The organism is Kitasatospora sp. Xyl93, from assembly GCF_055383135.1.
In genome coordinates this window covers 907,548-927,801 of sequence record NZ_AP029185.1, presented here as the reverse complement: position 1 = coordinate 927,801, position 20,254 = coordinate 907,548, and the positions used below count along the sequence as shown (strand labels likewise).

The window sequence follows — 20,254 nt, the reverse complement described above, 5'->3', positions numbered from 1 at the left end:
GCCGCCGGGGCGGCGGTTACGGAACCTCGGTCTCCCGCAGTTCCGGCACGCCGTGCGGCAGTTGACCGGGGCGAGTCGGGCGGAGCGGGACCGGCTTCCGGCCGCAAGGCGGCTGTGGGTCGGGGGTGACGGTGATGCCGCCGGGGCGACGGCTATGGCACCTCGGCCTGCTCTCGCAGTTCCGGCGCGCCGTGCGGCAGTTGACCGGCGGCGGCCTCGACCGGCGGGCGCCGCAGGGGCGTTCGGAGGCGGTGGGCGAGTGCGCTGGCCGCCACGCAGAGCGCCAGGGCGGCCCAGAGCAGCGGGGGGTTCTGCAGGCCCACGCCGATGACGGCCGGGCCGACCGCGTAGGACACCGTCCAGGTCAGCTGGAACACGGACATGTACGGGCCTTCGTCGCCCTTGGGCGCCAAGCCGACCGCCGCCGCGGCCGCGGTCGGCTTCGAGGCCAGCTCGGCCAGCGCCAGCACCACGGCCACGAGGACGGCGAGCGGCCCCTGGAGGGCGTGCGGGGCGCTGGAGACGGTCGCGGTCAGGGCGATGGCGCAGGCCGCCGCGCCGATCGACAGGCCCAGCACCCGTGACCTGGTCCAGCCGGACAGCCGTCGGCTGATCCGCATCTGCAGGGTGGTGGCGGTGGCGTAGCGGACGGCGACCACGACGGTCGGCCAGTAGGCGGCCTGGTGGAGCGTCTCGACCAGGTAGACGGGGAAGGCGACCGTCGGGATCAGCCAGGCCGCCGACAGCAGTGTCTGGGATGCCACCAGCGACAGGAAGGGCCGGTCCGCGAGTGCCGCCCGGGCGTTGGACCTCGCCGCCCTGGGCCCGGGCCGCTCGGCGGCCGGCACGGCGACCCCCAGCAGGAGGACGGCGGCGAGCAGGGAGCTGGCGCTGTTCAGGGCGAGCGCGGCCTGCAGGCCGTGCCCGCCGGCGAGCGCCATCAGGGCGGTCGCCCCCAGCGTGCCGACCCCCAGCGAGGTGGTCTTGAGCACGGTGACCGCGGAGAACCACTCGGTGAGCTCGGCCGGCTTCGCGAACCGCGCGACCAGCGTCGGCCAGGCGGCGCCGTAGAGCCGGTCGGCGGCGGTCACCAGGAAGGTGACGGCCGCCACGGCGGGCAGCTCGTCCGCCGCGAAGAACAGGCCGTACCCGAGCGCGGTCAGGACGTTGCTGACGAGCAGGCAGGACTTGGGCCCGAGGGCCTGGACGAGCCGTCCGCAGAGCGGCACGACGGCGAAGGACGCGAGCGAGCCGACCGTCACGGCCGTGCCCGCGGCGGCCGCCGGGAAGTGCTGGACGGTGACGAAGTACAGCAGCGACAGCGGCAGGAAGACGCCGGAGCCGAACGTGTCGATCGCCACCGAGAGGAACAACCGCCGCTGCCGACGGAACCGCCCGGCCCCTGTCACGCCACCCCCACCACGATCGAACCCGCCCCTCTGGAACCCACCCCGGCCGCGGTACGGACTACCGCGTGTCGTCGCGCAGCTTGAGAATGTACGTCGCGGTGAGCGAGACCGCACGGTCCTCGTCCCGCGACAGCTCCTCCAGGGCGCGGGACGTCGTGCTCCCCGGGACCTCCGCGAGCGCCTGGGTCAGCCGCCGGCGGGCGTCCGGTCCGACGGCGTCGTGGGCGAGGCGGTCGACCAGACCGGTGGCGATCCGCTCCGCCAGCGCCGGGTCGCCCGCCAGCGCGCCCAGCGCGTCGGCCGCGTCGGCGTCGTTCACTGCCTCGACGACCATGCCGATGAGCGTCGGCACGGCCTCCGCCACGCCCCGGGCCCCGAGCGCCAGGGCCGCGTACCCGCGGACCACGGCGTCGGGGCTGCCGAGGGCGTCCCGCAGCAGCGCGGTCGCCGTACCGTCCGGCAGCTCGGCGAGGCAGCGGACGGCCCGTTCGCGCACCTCGGCCGCGGGTGCCCGCAGGCCCTCCGCGAGCAGGGCCGCGCCGTCCTCGCCGGCCTGCGCCAGCGCCCAGCGGAGGGCACCGGCGACGTGCGGGTCCGACTCGCCCAGGACGGCCTCGACCAGCGCCTCCGCCGGCACCGGGACGGCCTCGCCGACGGACAGGGCCGCGCGCTGGCGGGCCCCCGGGCTCTTCGACTCCAGGCCCTGGAGCAGCGCGACGACCCGGAGGGCCTCCTCCCAGCCGGCGGGTTCCGCGGCGTCGATCCGGCGCAGCCGGGTGAGCAGCTCCGTCTCCGCCGCGATGCGCTCGCGGGTCCGGCGGATCAGGTCGTCGACGAGCTCCGCGGGCGCGAAGCCGGGATCGTCGAGGGCCCGCCCGACGTCGCGCAGCGACAGGCCCAGCGACCGCAGGCTCTCGATGTGGAAGATCCGCCGGATGTCCTCGTCCGAGTACCGGCGGTAACCCGAGTCGGTGCGCTCCGTCGGCCGCACCAGTCCGAGCGATTCGTAGTGCCGGAGCATGCGGGCGCTGACCCCGGACCTCCGCGCGACGTCGCCGATCAACACTGCCTACCGTCCCTCCCGGCCGCCCCCGCCGAGGGCCACCGTGCGCTTCGCCTCCTCGATCGCCGACTCGAAGCCGGCGTCCGGGTCGTGCCACAGCCGTTCCGTGGCGAGCGCGTGGGCGCGCACCCGGGGGTCGCGGTCCGTCGCCGCGGTGGCCAGCACCGGCAGCACCACCTCCCCGAGCCCGATCAGCGCCCGGCTCAGGCTCAGCCGTGTCTCGTGTCCGCCGCGTCCGAGCTGAGCCGCCAAGCCTACGGCCAGCTCGCGTTCGCCACCCTCGGGCACCAGCACGACGGCGGCCCGCCAGGCGCTGCGGGCCACCTCCTCGTCGGCGTCGGCCAGCAGCGCCGGGGTGACCGCCGGCCAGGCCCGGCGGTCCCCGATCTTGGACAGCGTGTGCAGGGCCTGGCTCCGGGCCTGCGCGCGCTCCGAGCGGACCTCGCCGAGCAGCAGCGGGACGGTCACCGCCGCCTCGTACCGGGTGAGCGCCCAGGTGAGCATCTCCCGTACGAGGAACTCGGGTTCGACCGCGCACCGCTCGACGAGCCCGCCGACGAGCCCCGGCCGCGGGCTCGTGCCGACGGCCAGCGCCGCCCGCAGCCGCACCGACGGGTCGTCGTGCGCCAGCCCCCGGAGCGCCCGCACCGTGTCCGTGTCCTCTTCCGCCCTGGTCATCAGGACCACCTCCTGGGCCACAGTGAAGGGCTTGCCACCGTGACAAGGTCAAGCGGACCCGGGCACGCGGCCCACGGCGGCGGGATGGGGAGTCCGGTCTTACCGTGAATACGGGGCTCCGCCGACGCGGGTGCACGTCCCCGCGCTCCCGGAGCACCGCCGCCCGGCTGCCCTCCCCCCGTCTCCCCGTGTCCGCGAGGCGGCTGCCACCGAAGGAGCCCATGTCATGGCCAGTAGTGCTACCGGAGCCGGCCCCGTCGCCAGGGGCCCCGAGCGGTACCCCCACGCGAGCGGGTGGACCGTCTTCGCGGGGGTCATGCTGATCACGGCCGGCATGATGGCGGTCTTCCAGGGGGCCGCGGCCGTCCGCAAGGACGGTCTGCTGATCGTCACCCGCAGCTACGTGTACTCGATGAACACCGAGGGGTGGGGATGGATCCACCTCATCCTCGGCGTCGTCGTGGTGGTGGCCGGTGTGGCGGTCTTCAGCGGCGCCGTCTGGGCCCGCGTCGTCGGCGTCGTCGTCGCCGGGCTGGGCATGCTCGCCAACTTCCTCTGGCTGCCCTACTACCCCGTCTGGGCCATCGTCCTGATCGCGGTCGACGCCCTGGTCATCTGGGCGCTGTGCGTCGGACGGGTGGACAGGCCAGCCTGACCGGCAGCGCACTCCTCCGCCCGGTCCGCCCGCCCCCCTCGCCCGCCCGATCCGCCGCCTGCCGGACGCCCGTCGCCCGGCAGGCGGACGCACGTGTGGGCGGGGGGCTTGCCGAGCGCCCCGGGGAGTCTTGTATCGTTCCTGGCGAATCATCCAGAGGGGTGGAGGGACCGGCCCTACGAAGCCCCGGCAACTCCCCGTTCGACCCGGCGTCCGAAGTACGCGCCGTGCCGTCCGGGGTCAGTGCCAACTCCGGCCTGTCGCCACTGTGGCGCGGGAAAGATGAGGAGACACGGTGCTCTCTGTGCTGTCCTTCGCCCGGGCGCTTCCCGCCCCGGCCCTTTCGCGTACCCGTCTCGTGCCCGGCGCAGGCAATCGGCCGACTTCCCCGGCCCGTCCTCGCTGACCACCCCCCGGCTCCCCACCCGGAGCCACCGGTGAGCAGCGCCGACCCGCTGCTCCCGGGCCCTGAGACTGGAGTACCCCACCCATGGAGAACACGAGCGGCGTCGGCGTGCTCGACAAGGTCACCTCGATCCTCGGCATCCTGGAGGCCGGCCCCGTCACGCTGGGCGGCCTGGTCGCCGCCACCGGCATGGCGCGGCCCACCGCCCACCGCCTGGCCGTCGCGCTCGAACACCACCGCCTGGTCAGCCGGGACATGCAGGGCCGGTTCATGCTCGGCCCCCGGCTCGGCGAGCTCTCGGCGGCCGCCGGCGAGGACCGGCTGCTGGCCGCGGCCGGCTCGGTGCTCACCCACCTGCGGGACGTCACCGGCGAGAGCGCCCAGCTCTACCGCCGGCAGGGCGAGGTGCGGATCTGCGTGGCCGCCGCCGAGCGGCTCTCCGGCCTGCGCGACACCGTGCCGGTGGGCATCACGCTCCCCATGAAGGTCGGCTCCGCGGCCCAGATCCTGCTCGCCTGGGAGGAGCCCGAGCGCCTCCACCGCGGTCTGCAGGGCGCCCGCTTCACCGCCACGGCCCTGAGCGGCGTACGGCGGCGCGGCTGGGCCCAGTCCGTGGGCGAGCGCGAGCTCGGGGTGGCCTCGGTCTCCGCGCCCGTGCGCGGCCAGTCCAACCGGGTGGTGGCCGCGGTCTCGGTGTCCGGGCCGATCGAACGCCTCACCCGGCATCCCGGCGCCACCCTCTCCCAGGCCGTCGTCGAGGCGGCCCACCGCCTCACCGAGGCCCTGCGCCACCCCTGAGAAGAACTCCGGGCCCTGGGGCGCACCTCCGCGCGCCCCAGGGCCCGGTTCCCGGGTCGAGGCTCCGGCCCGGTCCCGGCGGGAGGGCTGAGGCCCGGTCCCGGCGGGACGGCTCAGGCTCGGGACAGCAGCCCGGCGCGGCAGGGACGGGGGATCCGGCTGATCACGGCGCCGATCAGCGTGCCGATCGACACTCCGAACACCGCCGAGACGGCCGCCAGGACCGACTGGGCGCCGTTGCCGACCTCGATCTGCGCGGTGTTCAACAGGCCGAAGGAGCCCGGCACCACGATCCAGAACGCCGGGAGGTAGAGCACCTGCCCGAGCGGCCCGCCCGGCAGCCAGTGCACCAGGGTGGCCGCGACCGCGGCGGCGACCGCCCCGGCCAGGCCACCGATCGCCGCGCCGTGCGCCGACCCCACCGCCACCTGGGCGGTGGCGCTGACCGCGATCACGGCGACGATCCACGGGATGGTCGAGGGCGGCGTGTGGACGTTGACCACCACGCCGGCCACCGCGATCGCCAGGCCCAGCGCGATGACCCACCAGCTGGGCTCGGCGACCTGGACGTTGGCCAGCGCGGTGGCCGGCATGCCGATCGCCGTCGCGGCCGCGGCCACCCCGGCGAGGAACAGCGCCAGCTGGACCGCGCCGGACACCAGCCGGGCGGTGCCCGCGCTGGCCGCGCCCGCGGCGATCTCGGACAGCCCGGTGACCAGCAGCCCGCCCGGCAGCAGGATCGCCAGGGTGGCCACGATGGTCCGCAGCGGGCCGTCCAGCAGCGACGCCCGCGCGAGCCCCAGGACCAGCAGGGCGACCAGGAACCCGGCCGTGACGGGCAGCAGCGGCCGCAGGTACGGGAACCGCCGGGCGAGCACGGTCAGCCCCACCACGATCAGCGAGCCGAGCCCGGCCGCCAGGACGTTCGCCGCCACCGGCTGGAGGAAGAGGCAGACCCCCACGCCGACCGGCAGCGCCCCGAGGTCCGCCACCCACGCGGGCCAGCGGGCCGGCGCCCGCCGGATCCGGTCCAGCTCGGCGAGCGCCCGGGGCCCGTCGAGCTCGCCCGCCCGCAGCCGGTGCACCAGGTGGAGGACGTCGGCCGTCTGCTCGAACCGCAGCGCACCGCCGACCGGCTGGAACCTGGTGGCCCCGTCCGGGCCGAGCGAGACGAACAGCCCGTTGGTCAGCGCGGCGACCCGCGCCTCCGGAGCCCCCGACGCCCGTGCCAGCCCACGGAGTTCCTCCTCGACGTCGTGGACGGGCAGGCCACCGCCGAGCAGGGCCTCGCCCAGGTCGAGGAGCAGACGGTGGAGCGGCTCGGGCGGGGCGTCGAGGACCCGGGCCGACGGAGACTTGCTAGACATGGCGGATATCGTCCCACCCTGCCCGGTTCGGACCGACTCTGCCCCGGTCTGTTCGGTCATGGACCGGTCGAGCGCGTGTCCCACCCGGCCTCCCGGCTCCGGGCAGTAGCATCGCCTGGACCTGTTTCGGGATGCCTTCCGGTGAATCCGTGACGGTTCGACCGCACGCGGGAAGACCGTCCTCCGGCGTTGGGGGAGATGTGACCGTCGTCGCCGCCGTGGCCCGCTCCACCCGGGTCCGACCGCTCTCCGCCGCCGACCTGCTCGCCGAGGCGGTCGCCCGGGCCGGTCTCTGGGAACGGCTCGCCGAGCGGGCGCACGGCGAGCCGGGGACGCTCGCGGTGCTGCTGGCACCGGGCGCCTCCGGGTACGGCGATCCGGCGACCGCCGTCGACGCCGCCCTGGTGGAGCACCTGATCGACCTGCTGCACGACCGCGGCTACCGGGACGTCGCCGTCGGCGCCGCCCGCTGCGGCCCGGACACCTGGCTGGCCGGCCCCGGGCTCCCCGAAGCCTGCCGTCGGCTCGGCTACACGGGGCGCACCCCGCAGGGCAACGCCTACCGCGTCGTGGACCTGGCGGAGGACGTCGAACCGGCCGGGTTCCCCGACTCCTCGGTGCTGCACGGCAGCGGGATGGCGCGCGGCTGGCTGGAGGCGGGCTTCCGGATCAACATCGCGAAGAACAGCACCCATCGGAGTTCGGCTACGCGCTGTGCCTGGCCAACCTGTTCGGCGTGCTCCCGCAGGACGACAAGCACCACCACTACCGCGCCCGGCGCGACGGTGCCGAGGTCGTCGTGGACCTGCTGCGCACCCACCCACCGGACTTCCACCTCGTCGACGCCGTGGTGAGCAGCCACGGCTGCGCCGGATCGCAGGTCGGCAGACCGCTGCGGACGGGGACGGTGATCGCCGCGGCGGACGGCGTGCTGGCGGACCTGGTCGGCGCGCTGCTCATGGGCGTCGACCCCGCCTCGTCGCCGCTCTACGCGCGGGTGCTCGACGACTGCGGCCTGCCGGACGACTACCGGATCGACGGCGACCTCACGCCCTACCAGGGCTGGCGCAACCCGCCGAGGCCGCTCGTCGAGGCGGTGCGCCGGCTCGCCCCCGACGGGTGGGCCCACCGGCTGTTCAGCGTCGCCGCCTGGCACGTCGCCCCGGGCACGGCGCAGGTCACCGACCCGGCGCTCGCCCGGCTCTCCCGGATCCTCACCTCGCTGATCCGCGCCGCGGACACCAACCCGGCCGCCGCCACCCTCTGCGCGGTGCTCGGCGCGACCGCCTCGGCCTCCTCCACTGTCCGCGCCTGGCGGGCGGGGAACGCCAAGGACGGCCTCCGCCACCGGGACGTCTCCCTCGCGGTCGACCCGGACGCCTACACCCTCGCGGACTTCGACCGGATCACCGACCTGCTGCGCCCGCTGGAGACGGTGATCGACGCGCTGCCCGCCGACGCCTGGCAGATGCGCCGGCGGCACGTCGGGCACTCGATCCTGTTCGGCTGCGAACGCACCGTCAACGCGCCGTACCGGGAATTCGTCCGGCGGGTCGACGTCAGCCGGTCCATCAGCTACATGACCGACTACCTCGGCGGACGGGTCCACGTGGTGTCCCGCGACGCCCGGGGCCGCCCCACCCGCCAGATCGAACGCAACCTGTACCTGGCGCAGCCGAACTACCTGACGTACTACGGCGGCCCGCCCATCGACGTCTGCAAGCTGGAGTCGGTGGACTACGCGGAACAGCGGCAGCGGATCTCCTGGCGGACGGTCCGAAGCCCGAACGGGTCCGCCGACTACGACGACGGATCGGTCACCTTCCTCCCGGCGGACGGCGGCGCCCGCACCCGGATCGTCATCCGGGTCCGCCAGCGGTTCACCCTGCCGCTGACCTGGCAGGTGATCCGCCCCGACACCCGGCCCAAGCTCAGGGACCCGCTGGTGCAGGACTCCTACCAGCGCTTCTTCACCCGCACCCTCGACAACTTCGAGGCGCAGTACGAGGGCCGCCCCTACCGGATCGGCCGCCCCTGGGAGGAACTCGACGACCTGGAGGCGGCCGAACTGCCCACCCAGCGGCTGACCGAGGCCGCCCTGATGCTGCGGACCGTCGCCGCCCAGGCCCTGACCGTGCCGCCACCGCCGGGACGGCTGGGGCCGGACGGCTTCTGGCACGTCACGCCCGGCGACCTCCCGAGCCGCACCCCGCTGCTGGCGGAGTTCCGCGAGTCGCTGCGCCCGGCGGTGGCCGGCTTCTGGCAGGGGCTGCGCGAGGCGGCGGCCCGGGACCGGCGCTCCCGGTGGACGCCGTGAGGGCGTGCGTCACCGGGGCCAGCGGGCTCGTCGGCTCCCAGGTGGTGCGCGCGCTGCGCGCCGCCGGCCACGAGGTGCGGGCGCTGGTGCGCCGCAGCAGCGACCTGCGACAGCTGCACGGCCTGGACGTGCCCCTGGTCAACGCGGACCTGCGCGACCCGCTCAGCCTGCGGCCCGGGTTCGAGGGCTGCGACACGGTGTTCCACTGCGCCGCCGTCTTCGCCTACTGGGACGCCAGCAGGGAGGAGCTCACCAAGGCCAACGTCGAGGGCACCTGCGAGGTGCTGCGGGCGGCGGCGCTGGCCGGGGTCCGGCGGATGGTGGTGACCTCGTCGTCCATCACCTGCGGCTCCTCCGGCGGACCGGTCGCCCGGGACGAGGAGTGGACGCCCGGGGAGGAGTACCTGCCGGACTACTTCGTCACCAAGCTGGAGCAGGAGCGGACGGCCTTCGCCCTGGGCGCCGAGCTCGGCCTGGACGTGGTGGCGGCCTGCCCGACCATCGTGGTCGGCGGCCCCGACTGGCGGCTGGTGCCCAGCAACGCGCTGATCACCCGGTACCTGGCCGACCCGCTGCGCACCACCTACCCGGGCGGCTGCAACATCGTCTCCGTCCGGGACGTCGCGGCCGGCCACGTGCTGCTCGCCGAGCGCGGGGCGCCCGGGGAGCGCTACCTGCTCGGCGGCGAGAACTGGGCCTGGCGGACCATCCACCAGACCGTCTCCGAGCTGTGCGGCACGCGGGGGCCGTGGGCCACCACCAGCCACACGGGCGCGTACCTGGCGGCGACGCTGGGGGAGATCCGCGCGGTGCTGACCGCGCGGGCCCCGGCGACCACCCGGTCGGAGGCCCGGACGATGGGGCGCTTCTACTGGTACCGGCACGACCGGGCCGCGGGCCTCGGCTACCGGCCGCGGCCCGCGCGGCAGGCACTGGTCGAGGCGCTCGGCTGGCTGGTGACCAGCCCGCACCTGTCGGACCGGGTCAGGTCCGGGCTGCGGCCGCACCCGGAGGTGACGGGCGCGCGGGAGCTGCTGCCCCGCCCGCTGGCGGAAGGGGACCCGGCGGGCTGAGGAGAGCCGGCGGGCCGAGGGGGCCCGGCGGGCCGAGCGTCACCGCTTCGGGGTCCTGGAGCGGGACGGCCGGGCGGGCTTCGGCGCGGGCTCGTCGGTCTCCTCCGGGAGGGGCTCGACGTCCCCCTCCACGGCCCTGCGCAGGTGGTCCCGCAGCCGCTGCTCGTGCTCCCGGGTGACCTCCGCGACCCGCTGGGCGTAGTCCATGCCGAGGCCGCTCAGCTCCATGGCGAACCTCAGGTCCTCCTCGGCGACGAACTTCCAGTACTCGCTGTAGACCTTCCCCCAGGGGAGCCTGCCGGTGGCCAGGCCGGCGGTCAGCTCCGCCCAGTCGCCCCACATCGAGGTCTGGAGCTCGGCGACCGTGGCCGCGGTGGACCGCAGGTGCTCCCAGCCGGCCTGGAGTTCGTCGTTCAGCTGCTCGGGGGTTTCGGCGCTCATGGGCACTCCTCGGTTCGGGTTTCCTCAGGCCGGGTTTCGGGCGGGGGCCGCCTGCGGGCTCAGCAGCGTGCTGTGGTGGAACCCCAGGCGGGGATCGGTCCAGACGGGCAGTTCGGGAAGGTGGCTGCGCAGCTCCGGCATCGCGACCCGCAGCCGTACGGTGTTGGCCGGGTAGTCGTACACGGTGATCGTGTTCAGCCCCCGGTTGGCGGTGAACAGCAGGGACTGGTCGGCGGAGAGCTGGCAGGCGTAGATCCCGTCGACGAGGGTGCCGCGGGTGACTCTCAGGGCGCCGACGAAGTGCTTGCTGCTCGGGCCGGGCGAGCCCCGGGTGAAGGCGTCGGTGACCTGCCGCGCCGCCTGCCGGGCGGAGCGCAACTGGGCGGCCAGGCGCGGGCGTTCGTCGATGACGCGGTACGAGGCGAAGTCGTCGAGGTCGATCATGACGATGGTGCCGCTGCCGCCGTTGCAGTAGATCAGCTCACGGTCGGAGACGCAGACGTCCGAGTTGATGTGCCCGGGGAAGGACTGGCCGGCGGCCCAGTGCCGCAGGATCCGGCCGGTCACGGCGTCGATCTCGTACACGTACTCCTTGAAGTAGGCCATGGCCCACTCGTGCCAGTCCCGGCCCTCCTGGGGCAGGACGCGGAAGGAGAGGGCGTAGAACCGCTCGTCGCTCGGGTGGCAGGCCACGTGCCAGCAGGTCGTCGGCAGCGGCACCCGCCGGGCGACGCGCTTCTCCAGGTCGAAGATGCCGACCTCGGCGGCCTCGCCGCGGCCCGGGTGGTCCATGCCGCCGTAGACGAGGTACCGGCCGGAGGCGGTGCGCTTCATGGCGTGCGGGAGCTTCAGCAGGTGGTCGCCGATGCGGCGGGCCTCGGTCGGGCGGTCGAGGTCCATCAGCCACAGGCCGTCGCCGATCGCGGTGATGCCGTGGGTGCCGTCCAGCCACACCATGTGGGTGCTGCTCTTGATGGCCGCGTCGGGGGGTTCGAAGCGCAGAGTGGAGACCCGCTGGCTCTCGTCCAGGGACTGGACGTCGTAGAAGAGGAGCTGTTGCCCCGCGTTGCCGAGGAACCCGAACCTGCGGTCGGGGGTGATGCTGACGGCGTGTCCGCCGGCGACGCCGTCGTAGTACTGGATCCGGTAGGCGTAGTCGCCGCTGTCCGGGTCGTAGCGGAAGACGCACACGCCGGCGGCGCCCTCCAGGCCGTTCATGCCGTTCCCGTCCAGGGCGATGTGGAAGGCGTAGGGGTAATTTCCCATCCGATTCCTGGCCTCCGTTGATCAGCGTACGAGGGGCGCTGATTGATCGCATGCGATGCGCACCGATTGTGACACGGTGACTGCTCGCGGGGCCGGGTTGAAAAGTCCGTGGATTCGCGCGTGTGCGAACCGGGTGGGTGGGTAACCGCGTGGTGACGGTGGGCGACCGCCCTCCGTTCCTCGCGGAAGTCCTTCATGAAAGAACAGGTGGATCCCATGATGCCCACCGAAACGATCATGACACCGGCGCCTGGAGAGACTGCGGACTCGGACGTGGCGGCCGACGTCAAGACGGTCACCACCAGGCAGGAAAGCGCTCCTATCGGGCGCAAGGGCGAGAAGGGATTTCATATTTTCACGATCACGCTGGGTGTAGACCCGCAAGGCGGCAAATATGAGCCCGGAGTGCTGAAGTGTGACCGAGATCTTTAGTTGGCGGATCGTGTTCTGAGATGCAGAGGTCAGGAGCGCGTGGAGAATTCTGTTTGGCGGATCTTGAGAGGCCTAGTTGGCGGACCTTGAGATTTCGGCGTTCACTGTGCGTGAGCGTGTGCGCCGCTCTTAGTCGCGGTGGGTCGGTTGGGCGGGCTGGGAGTATCCCGCCCTACGAACTACGCGGGTGGGGGTGTGCTTTGGGCGAGCCGGACGCGGTGGCCTTCTGCAGTGTCGCCGAAGTCGCGTTCGTCGTCGTCGCGGAAACGCTTGTAGAACCACTCGGGTACTCGGGTGGTGTCCAGGCGGGTGCGGAGTACGCCGTCCTGCACGTCCCGTGCAACGCTTCGAAGGCGGCGCCATTCGTCGTCAGGGACGGGGCCTGGGCGTCCGCTGTGTAGCTCGGTGTTGACGACCTTGGTGAGTCGGTCGCGTTCGTCAGCCACTTTGCGTTGGCCGGACCAGATTTCGTAAGCGATCTGGTAGACCGCCAGGGATGGGACGAAGAAGCTGAGGAGAGTGTCGCCCAGAGTGGCGTCCGCGACCACCAAGCCGGCGAGGAAACCGATGGCGGCCCACAGCAACGCAACGGCAGCGATGACGTAGCTATAGCGACGGCGAAGACGAGCGTCCCAGGCGAGGTTCTGTTCCTGAGCAATGAACACGTCGTAGGGGTGGTGGACGTCGTGGGTGGGGTCGTACCAGCCGTCAGTGATGCGCTTGTCCTTCGGGCCGCCTCGGGGGAGCTTGCGCGCGAGACGGCGGACGTCGGGTTCGGGGATGGGGTCGCCTGCAACGGTGGCGCGCCACGGCAAGTGGAACAGGGCGACGTCGAACATCTCTTGGAGCAGGGCGCCCTGGCGGGCGGTGCTCCCGGCGAGGCCCTTAAGCAGGAACGCGGAGATGACGAACCAGAAGAACCCGACGATCGAGACGACTGTCCGGCCGTGGCCGGACAGTGTGATCAGGACACCGGCGGCGGCGAGCAGAACGGCGGCGGTGACGCGCACAGCTTCGAGGAGCTGGCCGCGTTGGTGGCTTGCCGACGCGGCGCGCTGGAGAAGCAACATGTCGTCGTCGAGCTGCCGCTCGTGGATAGCCCGAGGCGGTATCCCGTGAACGCCGCCGGGGTCTGTGGAGAGGTTCATGGCCTGGTCATCCTGTTCCCGAACAGCTTCTTCCACTCGTCGTAGGCGGCGCGCTCCTGGCCCTCGTCCTCCAAGTCGACCGCCCGCTCTGCGATGGCGCGGGCCTGGGTGAGTGCGTTGGCCGCGGCGAGCTTCTGAATCGCGTTCATGACGGCGTTGACGTCACCGCCCAGGCCAGCGGGGTCAGGCCACTCGTCGCCGATGCGTTCGGCGGCGGTGGCCAAGAACAGTACGATCTCGTCCTGGTAGCGCCCTATCGGCGGTTTCACCAGCGACTGGGCCATGACCTCCAGCAGGAAGGAGGGCGACACGGGCTCACCGAGTTCGCGGTTGATGCCCTTGACCATCTTGACGAAGGGCACGTACTTGCCGTCGCAGTCGGCGTTCTTGGCGATGCTCAGCTCGTGGTGGCGCTTGGGGTTGGTCGCGATCCAGTCGCCTGCCGAGGGATTGGGGATGTAGTAGCCGCCCTCGCCTCGCTTGAAGGCGGGGACCACGTCGATCGACATGACCTCGTCGTCGGGGCCGTAGGGGATGACGACTGCCATGCCGTCGCGGGCGGCAGCGCTCCACTTCTGACGGAGCAGGGTCTCCAGGGCGTTGATCACTTGGATGGGCGCCTGATCGCGGAAGTCGGCCTGGGAGCCGTTGGCGTCGAGGACCACGAAGATATCGATGTCCTTGAGCTTCTTTGTCTTGGTGTCGCGCCGGTAGCTGCCGGTGAGGAAATCGTCGGCGAGGTCCCAGTGCGACCGGACGAAATCGCGGATGGCCTCGTGCCGTGCCTTCGCCAGGTTCTGCTCGGTCTGGGTGATCTCCAGGTTGTGCTTGAGCTTGGTGAAGGCGTCGTCGATGTATCCCATAGCGGTGTCTTCCTGCTCGTGGCCTCAGGTGTGGTAGTACCGCATGCCGGTCGAGGCGTGTGGGGCGGAGCCGAGGGTGCCGAAGGTGATGCCGCGCAGGCCGTCGGTGCTCGACCGCTGGCCGGGGCCCCAACCCGGTTGCGGGGTGCGGGGCCCGTTGAAGGTGCAGAACAGCCGGTAGGTGGTGCCCGCGGGCACCTGGTCGAACTTGGCCCGGAACCGGGCGGCTCGGGCACGAGAGGCGGTGAACTCGGCGTTGCCGTCGCCGGCGGTGGTGTAGGAGACCGGGAACTCGATCACCGGCGCCACGGCGCCCGAGGACTGGTGGCACTCGAGGACGACCGTGTCGAGTGAGCCCTCCTCGATCCACGCCTTGATCGCGTTCTCGTTCAGCACCCAGTCGCGATGCAGCCGGTCCATGTTGATCCCCAGGTCGGCGAGGATGTCGGTGATGGTGCCGAGGATGACGTCGGTCAGGTGCGTGGCGGTGTGGGTCCGGGTGTAGCTGTAGGTATAGGTGGAGGTCATCGCTGGGTCACCGCCCGACGCAGAGCCTCACGGTCGATCAGCGGACCGGAGCTGGCCGCCTTCGTCTCCGGAGCGGGCGGGACAGCGTCGGACAACCGGGCGTGACCATCGACGGCTGCCTTCACCTGCTCCTGGAGCGGGGTCGGGGACGGCAGGTGGATCGTGAAATCGTCGGCGCCCGCCGCGCCGGGGACCGGGTTGAGGTTCTCCTCCAACGTCAGCGCCGCCGTGCCGGACACCGTCGTGATCTCGCAGTGCACCTTGCCGGCCACCAGGGTGATCGGGTGCTGCTGCAGGTGCCCTGCCGCGATCAGCATCCGCCCGATTGCCTCGGCGGCCGACATCGCCTGCACCGCCTCGTCGCGGGACAGCGCGGAGGACTGCGCCACGGTATCCGCCACGAGGTCCGAGATCACCGCCCAGGTTCCGCTGGCGCTGCGCGTGGGGGAGGCCGCCACCTGCCTAGCGCGCCGCACGGGACACCTCCGGCTGGCCCGTTTCCGCGACGGCGTTGTGCACCGCGGCGGCCAGGTCGTCTTCGGTCAGGCTGCCGGGGTCCAGCACCGTGTCCAGCCGCTGAGCCAGGGCTTCGAAGACCACCTTGCGCGTACGGCGGCCGTCCAGTCCGTGAGCCGCCTCGGCGATGCGCTCCACCACCGAGGAGCGCGCAAGCTCGCCCAAGGCGGGGTACTTGTCGGCCAGCATCAGCAGCGTGGAGGCCAGGATCTTCCGCAGCGCCTCCGGCTCGGGAAGCGGGACGAGGATGGCGGCGTCGGAGCGGGAGAGGAACGCCTCGTCCAGAGCGGTGGTGAAGTTGCTGGTCGCGACGAAGAACAGGTGCGGGTGCTCGGCGGCGTTGAGATCCAAGGCAGTGAGCACCGCGTCCGTGGCGCGATGGACGTCGGCCGGGTTGGCGGCCAGCGACGCCGCCGAGCGGGCCACCGCCATCGACTCGACCTCGTCGAGAATCACCACGGTCGGCACGCCATCCGACGCGAGGCCCGGAACGTACTCGCCGAGCAACTCGCTGACCCGCTGCTGCGACTGCCCGTGCTCGGCGCTCATGAGCCCGTGCGGGTTGATCTCGATCCGTCGGACCGCGCCTCCACCGACGTAGCGGGCGACCTGCGCCGGCAGACCCCGCGCCAGGGTCGTCTTGCCAGTACCAGGAGGACCGTAGAGCGTGCACAGGCCGTGCAGCGCCGTCACCGCAAACGGCAGGTCAGGCCGCACAAGCAGCGACAACACGGTTTGGTTGCGCAACCGCTCCTTGATCCCCTCTGGCACCACGATGGCGTCCCACAAGGCGGTCTCCGCCGAGTCGGCGGAGATCACCTCGTTGGACAGCACGCACTCCTGAACTCTCAGCACCTCAGCTCCGTCCCCCACCGCTGGCGGGTCACCTCAGATTTGAACATCATCTTCCGTGCGATAGGTAGAGTACATGACGGGGTGGAGATGCAACTCGACACACTTCACTCGGGCGCGTCCGGCCGGAGCTGAGCGATTTGACCGATCGGTAACCAAGGTGTGCCTAAGATGCGAGCAGCATTCAAGATCGAGAAGCGTCCGCTGATCAGCGGACGTCGACTGGCCGGGAGGCGAGCGACGTGAACGACCTACAACTGGACGCCGGCGACATCGCAGCCCTGTTCGATCGCGCCCGGCTGCGAATGGCACGCGAACTGCGGGGGCTCACCCAGGTGCAACTGGCCAGGGAAGTGGGCTCCGTCACCGCAGCCTCGATCAGCCAGTTCGAGAACGGACACACCAAGCCCGCCACATCGACGCTTCGCCGGCTCGCGGTCGCGTTGCGGGTTCCGACGTCGTTCTTCGCCGCTCCGGCCCGTCCCCCCGCCCAAGGGCAGGTCAACGGCTTCTTCCGCAGTCTTCGATCCACCTCTCCGCGAGACCGCCAACAAGCTCTCGCCTACGTACACCTCGCGCGGGAATTCACGCTTGAGCTCGAAAAACACGTTGCGTTGCCCGAACTTAATCTGCCGCGCGTGCCAATCGAAGAAGGGCAGCCTCTCCGGTCCGCTGATATCGAACAAGCGGCAGCCCAGATCCGTGGCCACTGGAAAGTCCCACGCGGTCCGGTCCAAGACGTTGTGCGACTGCTGGAAATGAACGGAATTATTGTTGTCCGCTTCCGCGTTGGCCTCGAAAAAGTCGATGCATTCTGCGTCGACTTCTCCGACAGGCCCGTGGTTGCTCTTGGGGCCGACAAGGGACTGCGCGACCGTTCCCGTTTCGACGCGGCCCACGAGCTAGGCCATCTGGTCTTGCATGGTGTCACTGGAAAAATTGGCGACAAGGCTACTGAGAGTCAAGCTCACGAGTTCGCCGCCGCGTTCCTCATGCCTGCCAGCGACATCAAATCAGAACTTCCGGAACGGCTCGACTGGCCCGCACTTCTTCGCTTGAAGGCGAAATGGCACGTCTCGCTAGCTGCTCTCCTCGTCCGAGCAAAAACACTCGGCGTCATGAGCGAAAACACCTACGCGCAAGGATGGAAAGCGTTGTCCGTCCGAGGGTGGAGGAAAGTAGAGCCAGGTTCTCTAGGTAATCCAGAAGCTCCGGTCCTCTTGCGTCGTGCACTGGAGCTCACGGAAACAACTGGTGTCTCCTTCGGCGATTTCATCAATCGTTCCGGCCTTCCAGAATCCGACATTCGAACCCTGCTTGGCCGGGATATTGTCGAACGGCCTCGCGTGGAGTTCTGACCTACCTCACTCAGTCGCTGGGTCTGAAGGGAACCTCCCCCTAATAGAATTCGGGGAATCTCCATTCAGAAACTCTTCCATGGCTCGTTGTGCTTCATCTGGGCTCAATCCCTCATAGGGAAGGGCGATGGCCTGCTGAGTTTCCACGTAGTCGCGGAGGAACGTCGCGAGGGCTTCCTCCGAGAGAAAACCGGACGGGAACGTACACGACTCGGGGGATGGCCATGCCCGCTGCACATTAGGGGACTTTGTCAGGCTCTGAAGGAGTATGCTTCGGAACTCTTCCAGTTCAGGCGGGCAGCGGAACATGAGCAATGCGACGTTTTTCACGGCGAAGTAGAAGAGGCCGCCATTGTCCGCATCTGAAGCCGTAGGTGGCGCTGTTCCGTAGTAGGAAGAGAATATTCCAATAGCTACCTGGGTGATGGGCTCGACCGAATGCATCAGCAGAATAATATCGCTGTGCGGTGGCCTGTGTTCTGAGGCTAGGCTGTGATACTCGGCCTCAGTGAAGGGGTTATTCAGTGGCGAGCGCGTCAAGGCGTACGCCATCCATGTCTTAGTCACCCATGCTGAAAGAAGTGTCAAATCTTCGGCATCGAGATCCAAATTTTCCTGCCCCTCCATTATGTGAGGGCTGAGGATCCTCTTCGCTTCTTCCTCCAGGGTGCCTATCCACCCTTCATTGCAAGTCTTGCAGACGCGGACCTGTACTTGCGGAAGATACTTATTGACGCTCCGAGATTGTGAAGTCTCTATTTGGTATTTTCCGTTTTCGTCTACCGTGATCTCGGCATGGCCGACGGAAATCCGCTCTCCAAATGTCCCCGCGAGGAGATCTTTCGCCGCTGGAGTGGCGTGCATCCATTGAGCCCAGACGTGTTCTTTACTCGACTTGCCCTGCAATCCGCAAAATGGGCACGAGAACGGCTTTTGCATGGGGTCTTCCAACTGCTGATGGCACGCAGGTGCCGTTCCATGTTACGCCTGCGAGGCCAAGCTGGCGCTTTCTTAGGCCCGGCTCACTACGGGCGACCGTTGAGCCTGGCGGCTGCGTCGGCTCGATGCCACAGGGGCCGGTAACCCGATACGTCGAGGTCCGGCTCTGCTCCGGCAAGTTGTCGTTTCCGGCCATAGAGATGCGGCTGCGAGTATTTGTTGGCAAATTTGATCTGCGCTGTGCAGGTCAGATGGTGATGGAGAATTCTTGATGGCCAACCTTGAGATGGTTGAATCAGGGTCGGGCGCTCACTGTGTGTGACTTTCGGGGTGCCTGGTCTGCTCAACGCCTGAGTCGATGTCCCGGGTAAGCTGTTGGGCATATTCGGCAAGAATTCGACGCATTTCAGCATAGTGACTCATCGGATCGGGACGAGTGAGCTGGAACCAAGTTGTGTTCCGACGTCGAGCCCATTGCTGGCGGACTTCGGGAGGTTGTGCGGCTTCGAGTGGCCGCGGAGCGAAGAGGTGCTCGCCCTGTGTGATGAGCGTCCATACGTAGACGGATGCCGCTTGACGTTTTCGATCGCCGAGGCCGATCTGCGTGGCATGGAGGGGCCGATGAAGGCCCTGGAGCAGGGCATTCCAAGCATCAGGGCTGATTACCCACTCGTGAAGAGCATGCCGCCTGCGCCGGTAGTCAATCAGCGGTTGGCGTGGTGAGTGCAGTTCTGAGGCGAGAGCACGGAGAGCCTTGTCGAACTCAACAGGGTTGCAGCCACTCCTCAGCGGCCACCGAGCATCACGTCCTGAGAAACTGCTTGTCTGGATGAGTGGGATCCCTAGGAACTTTGCGGCGTCGTCGAGAGATCCGCCCATAGCCCACTGGACGAGACGGACGGCGGCGGTCCTCCGTACGATCTTGGATGCCGAGCCTGCGGCACTGGCCAGGTGACGCTGATACCATCCCGGCTCTAGGAATGCCGGGATGTGCTCGGGCTGGTAGCCGCTTCGGAGGGGTGCTCGAGTGGGCACCCGGCGGAATAGGCGTGTCACAGGATTGGCCGCCTGGCGGAGTCGCTCAGAGCAGTTGTTCTCGTGCCGGTCGTAGACAACGACCCATGGTGTTCGGCTTCGAGGCTGGTTGGAGGTGGCGAAGGCGGCGTGTGTGAGATCTGAAAGCAGATCAGGGAAATCATGCCTCGAAAGCAGCCGATCTGCGGCCATCAGCAGGACTCCGCAGGCGACGGGATCACGCGGTGGCGTGTCGCGGACCCATCGGTGGTAGTTCCTTCCACTCCTGTCGCCGTGCAGGTTCCGCGAATAGGAGCCGATTTGCTCAGAGGTGTCAGCGTCGAAGAGGTTGCAGCCATGCGGCCAGGTTGTACTGATCAGCGCGACGGCTAGCCGGAGATCAGTGAAGTACTCGGATGCATCCTTGGCTGGAGTCAACGGCGCCAGGCGGAAAAGGAGGGACTGCTGGAAACCGAGAATTTCGGCAGTCGGTTGTGGCCGACCAACGTCGGCAAAAGCAGCTCGATCGTCGAGTCGGCCGGCACAGGCGTAGGACTTCCTCTTCGGCATCCGGGCGTCGCTCGTCCACCGGCATTGTGCTGGATGGAGAGTGTGGTCGTTGGCCCGCTGAATCAGATGTCCTGGTCTGTCGTGTGGCCGGCCGCAGTGCGGGCAGTCAGTTTCCAGGTAAGTCTGATGCTCGACGCAGGCGAAGACGACCGGTAGGTGCCAGAGTTTGTCCCAGGGCCCTCCATGCAGTTGCTGGGTCGGGGTGCCGTCGCCCGCCAGACAGGAGGGGCAGAAGCGCGGTGAGCCAAAGTAGAGCCATGTGTCTGGTCTCAACCGTCCCGGGCTGGTCATAGAACGGGCGATTGGCGGATATCGATCTCGCCACTGCGTCAGTGTGAGGGCCGAGACCTCCTCTGCCGTCTGCTTCGTCAGCCGGGCGAACGCTTGGGCCTGTGGCCTGGAGAGGTCCAGCAGCACACTGCCGGGGACGTCGTGGTTGCTCCAGCCCGCTGCACGTACCAGGTGCAGAGGCGAAAGGTCGAGGCGGTGCCCGAGCCGAAGCAGGTAGCTGATCACGGATTCTCCCGCCACGGGTTCGAGGCTCCGGGGTAGCGGATGCAT

Annotated in this window: 20 protein-coding genes, 1 pseudogene and 1 riboswitch; of the genes and pseudogenes, 8 read left to right on the top strand and 13 right to left on the bottom strand. The window is 69.9% G+C overall.

The window, feature by feature from the left end; translation table 11 throughout:
* Nucleotides 1–152 precede the first annotated feature (152 nt).
* The 3 genes from ACZ5GH_RS03940 to ACZ5GH_RS03930 all read right to left on the bottom strand — a co-directional run bounded on the left by ACZ5GH_RS03940 (nt 153) and on the right by ACZ5GH_RS03930 (nt 3,150).
* Nucleotides 153–1,361: an MFS transporter gene (locus ACZ5GH_RS03940; protein ID WP_387747300.1), complete on the bottom strand. Its 1,209-nt coding sequence runs from the start codon at nt 1,359–1,361 to the stop codon at nt 153–155.
* A 106-nt stretch (nt 1,362–1,467) separates the two neighbouring features.
* Nucleotides 1,468–2,475, bottom strand: a complete 1,008-nt coding sequence (locus tag ACZ5GH_RS03935) for a MerR family transcriptional regulator (protein WP_387747302.1) — start codon at nt 2,473–2,475, stop codon at nt 1,468–1,470.
* Between the two features lie 3 nt (nt 2,476–2,478).
* Entirely contained in the window at nt 2,479–3,150 is a 672-nt protein-coding gene (locus tag ACZ5GH_RS03930) for a HEAT repeat domain-containing protein (protein ID WP_387747304.1), read from the bottom strand.
* A gap of 226 nt (nt 3,151–3,376) precedes the next feature.
* On the opposite strand from ACZ5GH_RS03930, the gene ACZ5GH_RS03925 reads away from it, so the two are divergent.
* Together ACZ5GH_RS03925 and ACZ5GH_RS03920 are read left to right on the top strand one after the other, a co-directional pair.
* A complete protein-coding gene (locus ACZ5GH_RS03925; protein ID WP_387747306.1) occupies nt 3,377–3,805 on the top strand; it encodes a DUF7144 family membrane protein in 429 nt (142 codons plus the stop codon).
* 146 nt (nt 3,806–3,951) lie between these two features.
* Nucleotides 3,952–4,094, top strand: a riboswitch (SAM riboswitch).
* Nucleotides 4,095–4,295: 201 nt separating this feature from the next.
* The gene (locus ACZ5GH_RS03920) at nt 4,296–5,009 is read left to right on the top strand and encodes an IclR family transcriptional regulator (RefSeq protein ID WP_464333434.1); all 714 of its coding nucleotides are present in this window, start codon (nt 4,296–4,298) and stop codon (nt 5,007–5,009) included.
* A 113-nt stretch (nt 5,010–5,122) separates the two neighbouring features.
* On the opposite strand, the gene ACZ5GH_RS03915 is transcribed toward ACZ5GH_RS03920, so the two are convergent.
* Nucleotides 5,123–6,376, bottom strand: coding sequence for a threonine/serine exporter family protein (locus tag ACZ5GH_RS03915; protein WP_464333433.1), 1,254 nt, complete (start codon nt 6,374–6,376; stop codon nt 5,123–5,125).
* Nucleotides 6,377–6,576: 200 nt separating this feature from the next.
* Between ACZ5GH_RS03915 and ACZ5GH_RS03910 the strand changes: the two genes are divergently transcribed.
* The 3 genes from ACZ5GH_RS03910 to ACZ5GH_RS03900 are packed head-to-tail and all read left to right on the top strand — an operon-like array spanning nt 6,577 to nt 9,766.
* Complete coding sequence (locus tag ACZ5GH_RS03910) at nt 6,577–7,230, top strand: hypothetical protein (RefSeq protein WP_464333432.1); 654 nt, start codon at nt 6,577–6,579, stop codon at nt 7,228–7,230.
* The gene (locus ACZ5GH_RS03905) at nt 7,113–8,693 is read left to right on the top strand and encodes a DUF362 domain-containing protein (RefSeq protein ID WP_464333431.1); all 1,581 of its coding nucleotides are present in this window, start codon (nt 7,113–7,115) and stop codon (nt 8,691–8,693) included. The genes ACZ5GH_RS03910 and ACZ5GH_RS03905 overlap by 118 nt, the downstream gene beginning before the upstream one ends.
* On the top strand, nt 8,681–9,766 hold the full coding sequence (locus ACZ5GH_RS03900) for an NAD-dependent epimerase/dehydratase family protein (RefSeq protein WP_464333430.1): 1,086 nt from the start codon (nt 8,681–8,683) through the stop codon (nt 9,764–9,766). The genes ACZ5GH_RS03905 and ACZ5GH_RS03900 overlap by 13 nt, the downstream gene beginning before the upstream one ends.
* A 39-nt stretch (nt 9,767–9,805) precedes the next feature.
* Here ACZ5GH_RS03900 and ACZ5GH_RS03895 read toward each other — a convergent pair whose 3' ends face one another.
* Both ACZ5GH_RS03895 and ACZ5GH_RS03890 read right to left on the bottom strand, forming a co-directional pair.
* Entirely contained in the window at nt 9,806–10,207 is a 402-nt protein-coding gene (locus ACZ5GH_RS03895; RefSeq protein WP_464333429.1) for a hypothetical protein, read from the bottom strand.
* Nucleotides 10,208–10,231: 24 nt separating this feature from the next.
* A complete protein-coding gene (locus ACZ5GH_RS03890) occupies nt 10,232–11,473 on the bottom strand; it encodes a hypothetical protein (protein ID WP_464333428.1) in 1,242 nt (413 codons plus the stop codon).
* A gap of 195 nt (nt 11,474–11,668) precedes the next feature.
* On the opposite strand from ACZ5GH_RS03890, the gene ACZ5GH_RS03885 reads away from it, so the two are divergent.
* Nucleotides 11,669–11,905, top strand: coding sequence for a hypothetical protein (locus tag ACZ5GH_RS03885; protein ID WP_464333427.1), 237 nt, complete (start codon nt 11,669–11,671; stop codon nt 11,903–11,905).
* A gap of 179 nt (nt 11,906–12,084) precedes the next feature.
* Here the strand turns inward: ACZ5GH_RS03885 and ACZ5GH_RS03880 are convergent, their stop codons facing one another.
* Genes ACZ5GH_RS03880 through ACZ5GH_RS03860 form a run of 5 tightly spaced genes read right to left on the bottom strand, consistent with a single transcriptional unit; the run spans nt 12,085 to nt 15,794 of the window.
* Nucleotides 12,085–13,053, bottom strand: coding sequence for an S-4TM family putative pore-forming effector (locus ACZ5GH_RS03880; protein ID WP_389575282.1), 969 nt, complete (start codon nt 13,051–13,053; stop codon nt 12,085–12,087).
* Nucleotides 13,050–13,916, bottom strand: coding sequence for a CBASS oligonucleotide cyclase (locus tag ACZ5GH_RS03875; protein ID WP_389575283.1), 867 nt, complete (start codon nt 13,914–13,916; stop codon nt 13,050–13,052). The genes ACZ5GH_RS03880 and ACZ5GH_RS03875 overlap by 4 nt, the downstream gene beginning before the upstream one ends.
* Nucleotides 13,917–13,940: 24 nt before the next feature.
* Nucleotides 13,941–14,444 (bottom strand): hypothetical protein, encoded by a 504-nt coding sequence (locus ACZ5GH_RS03870; RefSeq protein ID WP_389575284.1) that lies wholly within the window; start codon nt 14,442–14,444, stop codon nt 13,941–13,943.
* Nucleotides 14,441–14,860, bottom strand: a complete 420-nt coding sequence (locus tag ACZ5GH_RS03865) for a hypothetical protein (protein ID WP_386394031.1) — start codon at nt 14,858–14,860, stop codon at nt 14,441–14,443. The genes ACZ5GH_RS03870 and ACZ5GH_RS03865 overlap by 4 nt, the downstream gene beginning before the upstream one ends.
* Before the next feature lie 46 nt (nt 14,861–14,906).
* Nucleotides 14,907–15,794 carry an AAA family ATPase gene (locus ACZ5GH_RS03860; RefSeq protein WP_389575285.1) on the bottom strand — a complete coding sequence of 296 codons (888 nt, stop codon included), beginning with the start codon at nt 15,792–15,794 and terminating at the stop codon, nt 14,907–14,909.
* Between the two features lie 260 nt (nt 15,795–16,054).
* On the opposite strand from ACZ5GH_RS03860, the gene ACZ5GH_RS03855 reads away from it, so the two are divergent.
* Nucleotides 16,055–17,170, top strand: coding sequence for a helix-turn-helix domain-containing protein (locus ACZ5GH_RS03855; protein WP_389575286.1), 1,116 nt, complete (start codon nt 16,055–16,057; stop codon nt 17,168–17,170).
* Nucleotides 17,171–17,176: 6 nt separating this feature from the next.
* On the opposite strand, the gene ACZ5GH_RS03850 is transcribed toward ACZ5GH_RS03855, so the two are convergent.
* Entirely contained in the window at nt 17,177–18,034 is an 858-nt protein-coding gene (locus ACZ5GH_RS03850) for a hypothetical protein (protein ID WP_464333426.1), read from the bottom strand.
* Between the two features lie 648 nt (nt 18,035–18,682).
* Here ACZ5GH_RS03850 and ACZ5GH_RS03845 point away from each other — a divergent pair.
* Nucleotides 18,683–18,832, top strand: a complete 150-nt coding sequence (locus tag ACZ5GH_RS03845) for a hypothetical protein (RefSeq protein WP_464336947.1) — start codon at nt 18,683–18,685, stop codon at nt 18,830–18,832.
* A gap of 987 nt (nt 18,833–19,819) precedes the next feature.
* Here the strand turns inward: ACZ5GH_RS03845 and ACZ5GH_RS03840 are convergent.
* A pseudogene (locus ACZ5GH_RS03840) lies at nt 19,820–20,254 on the bottom strand (TniQ family protein); the annotation flags it as partial.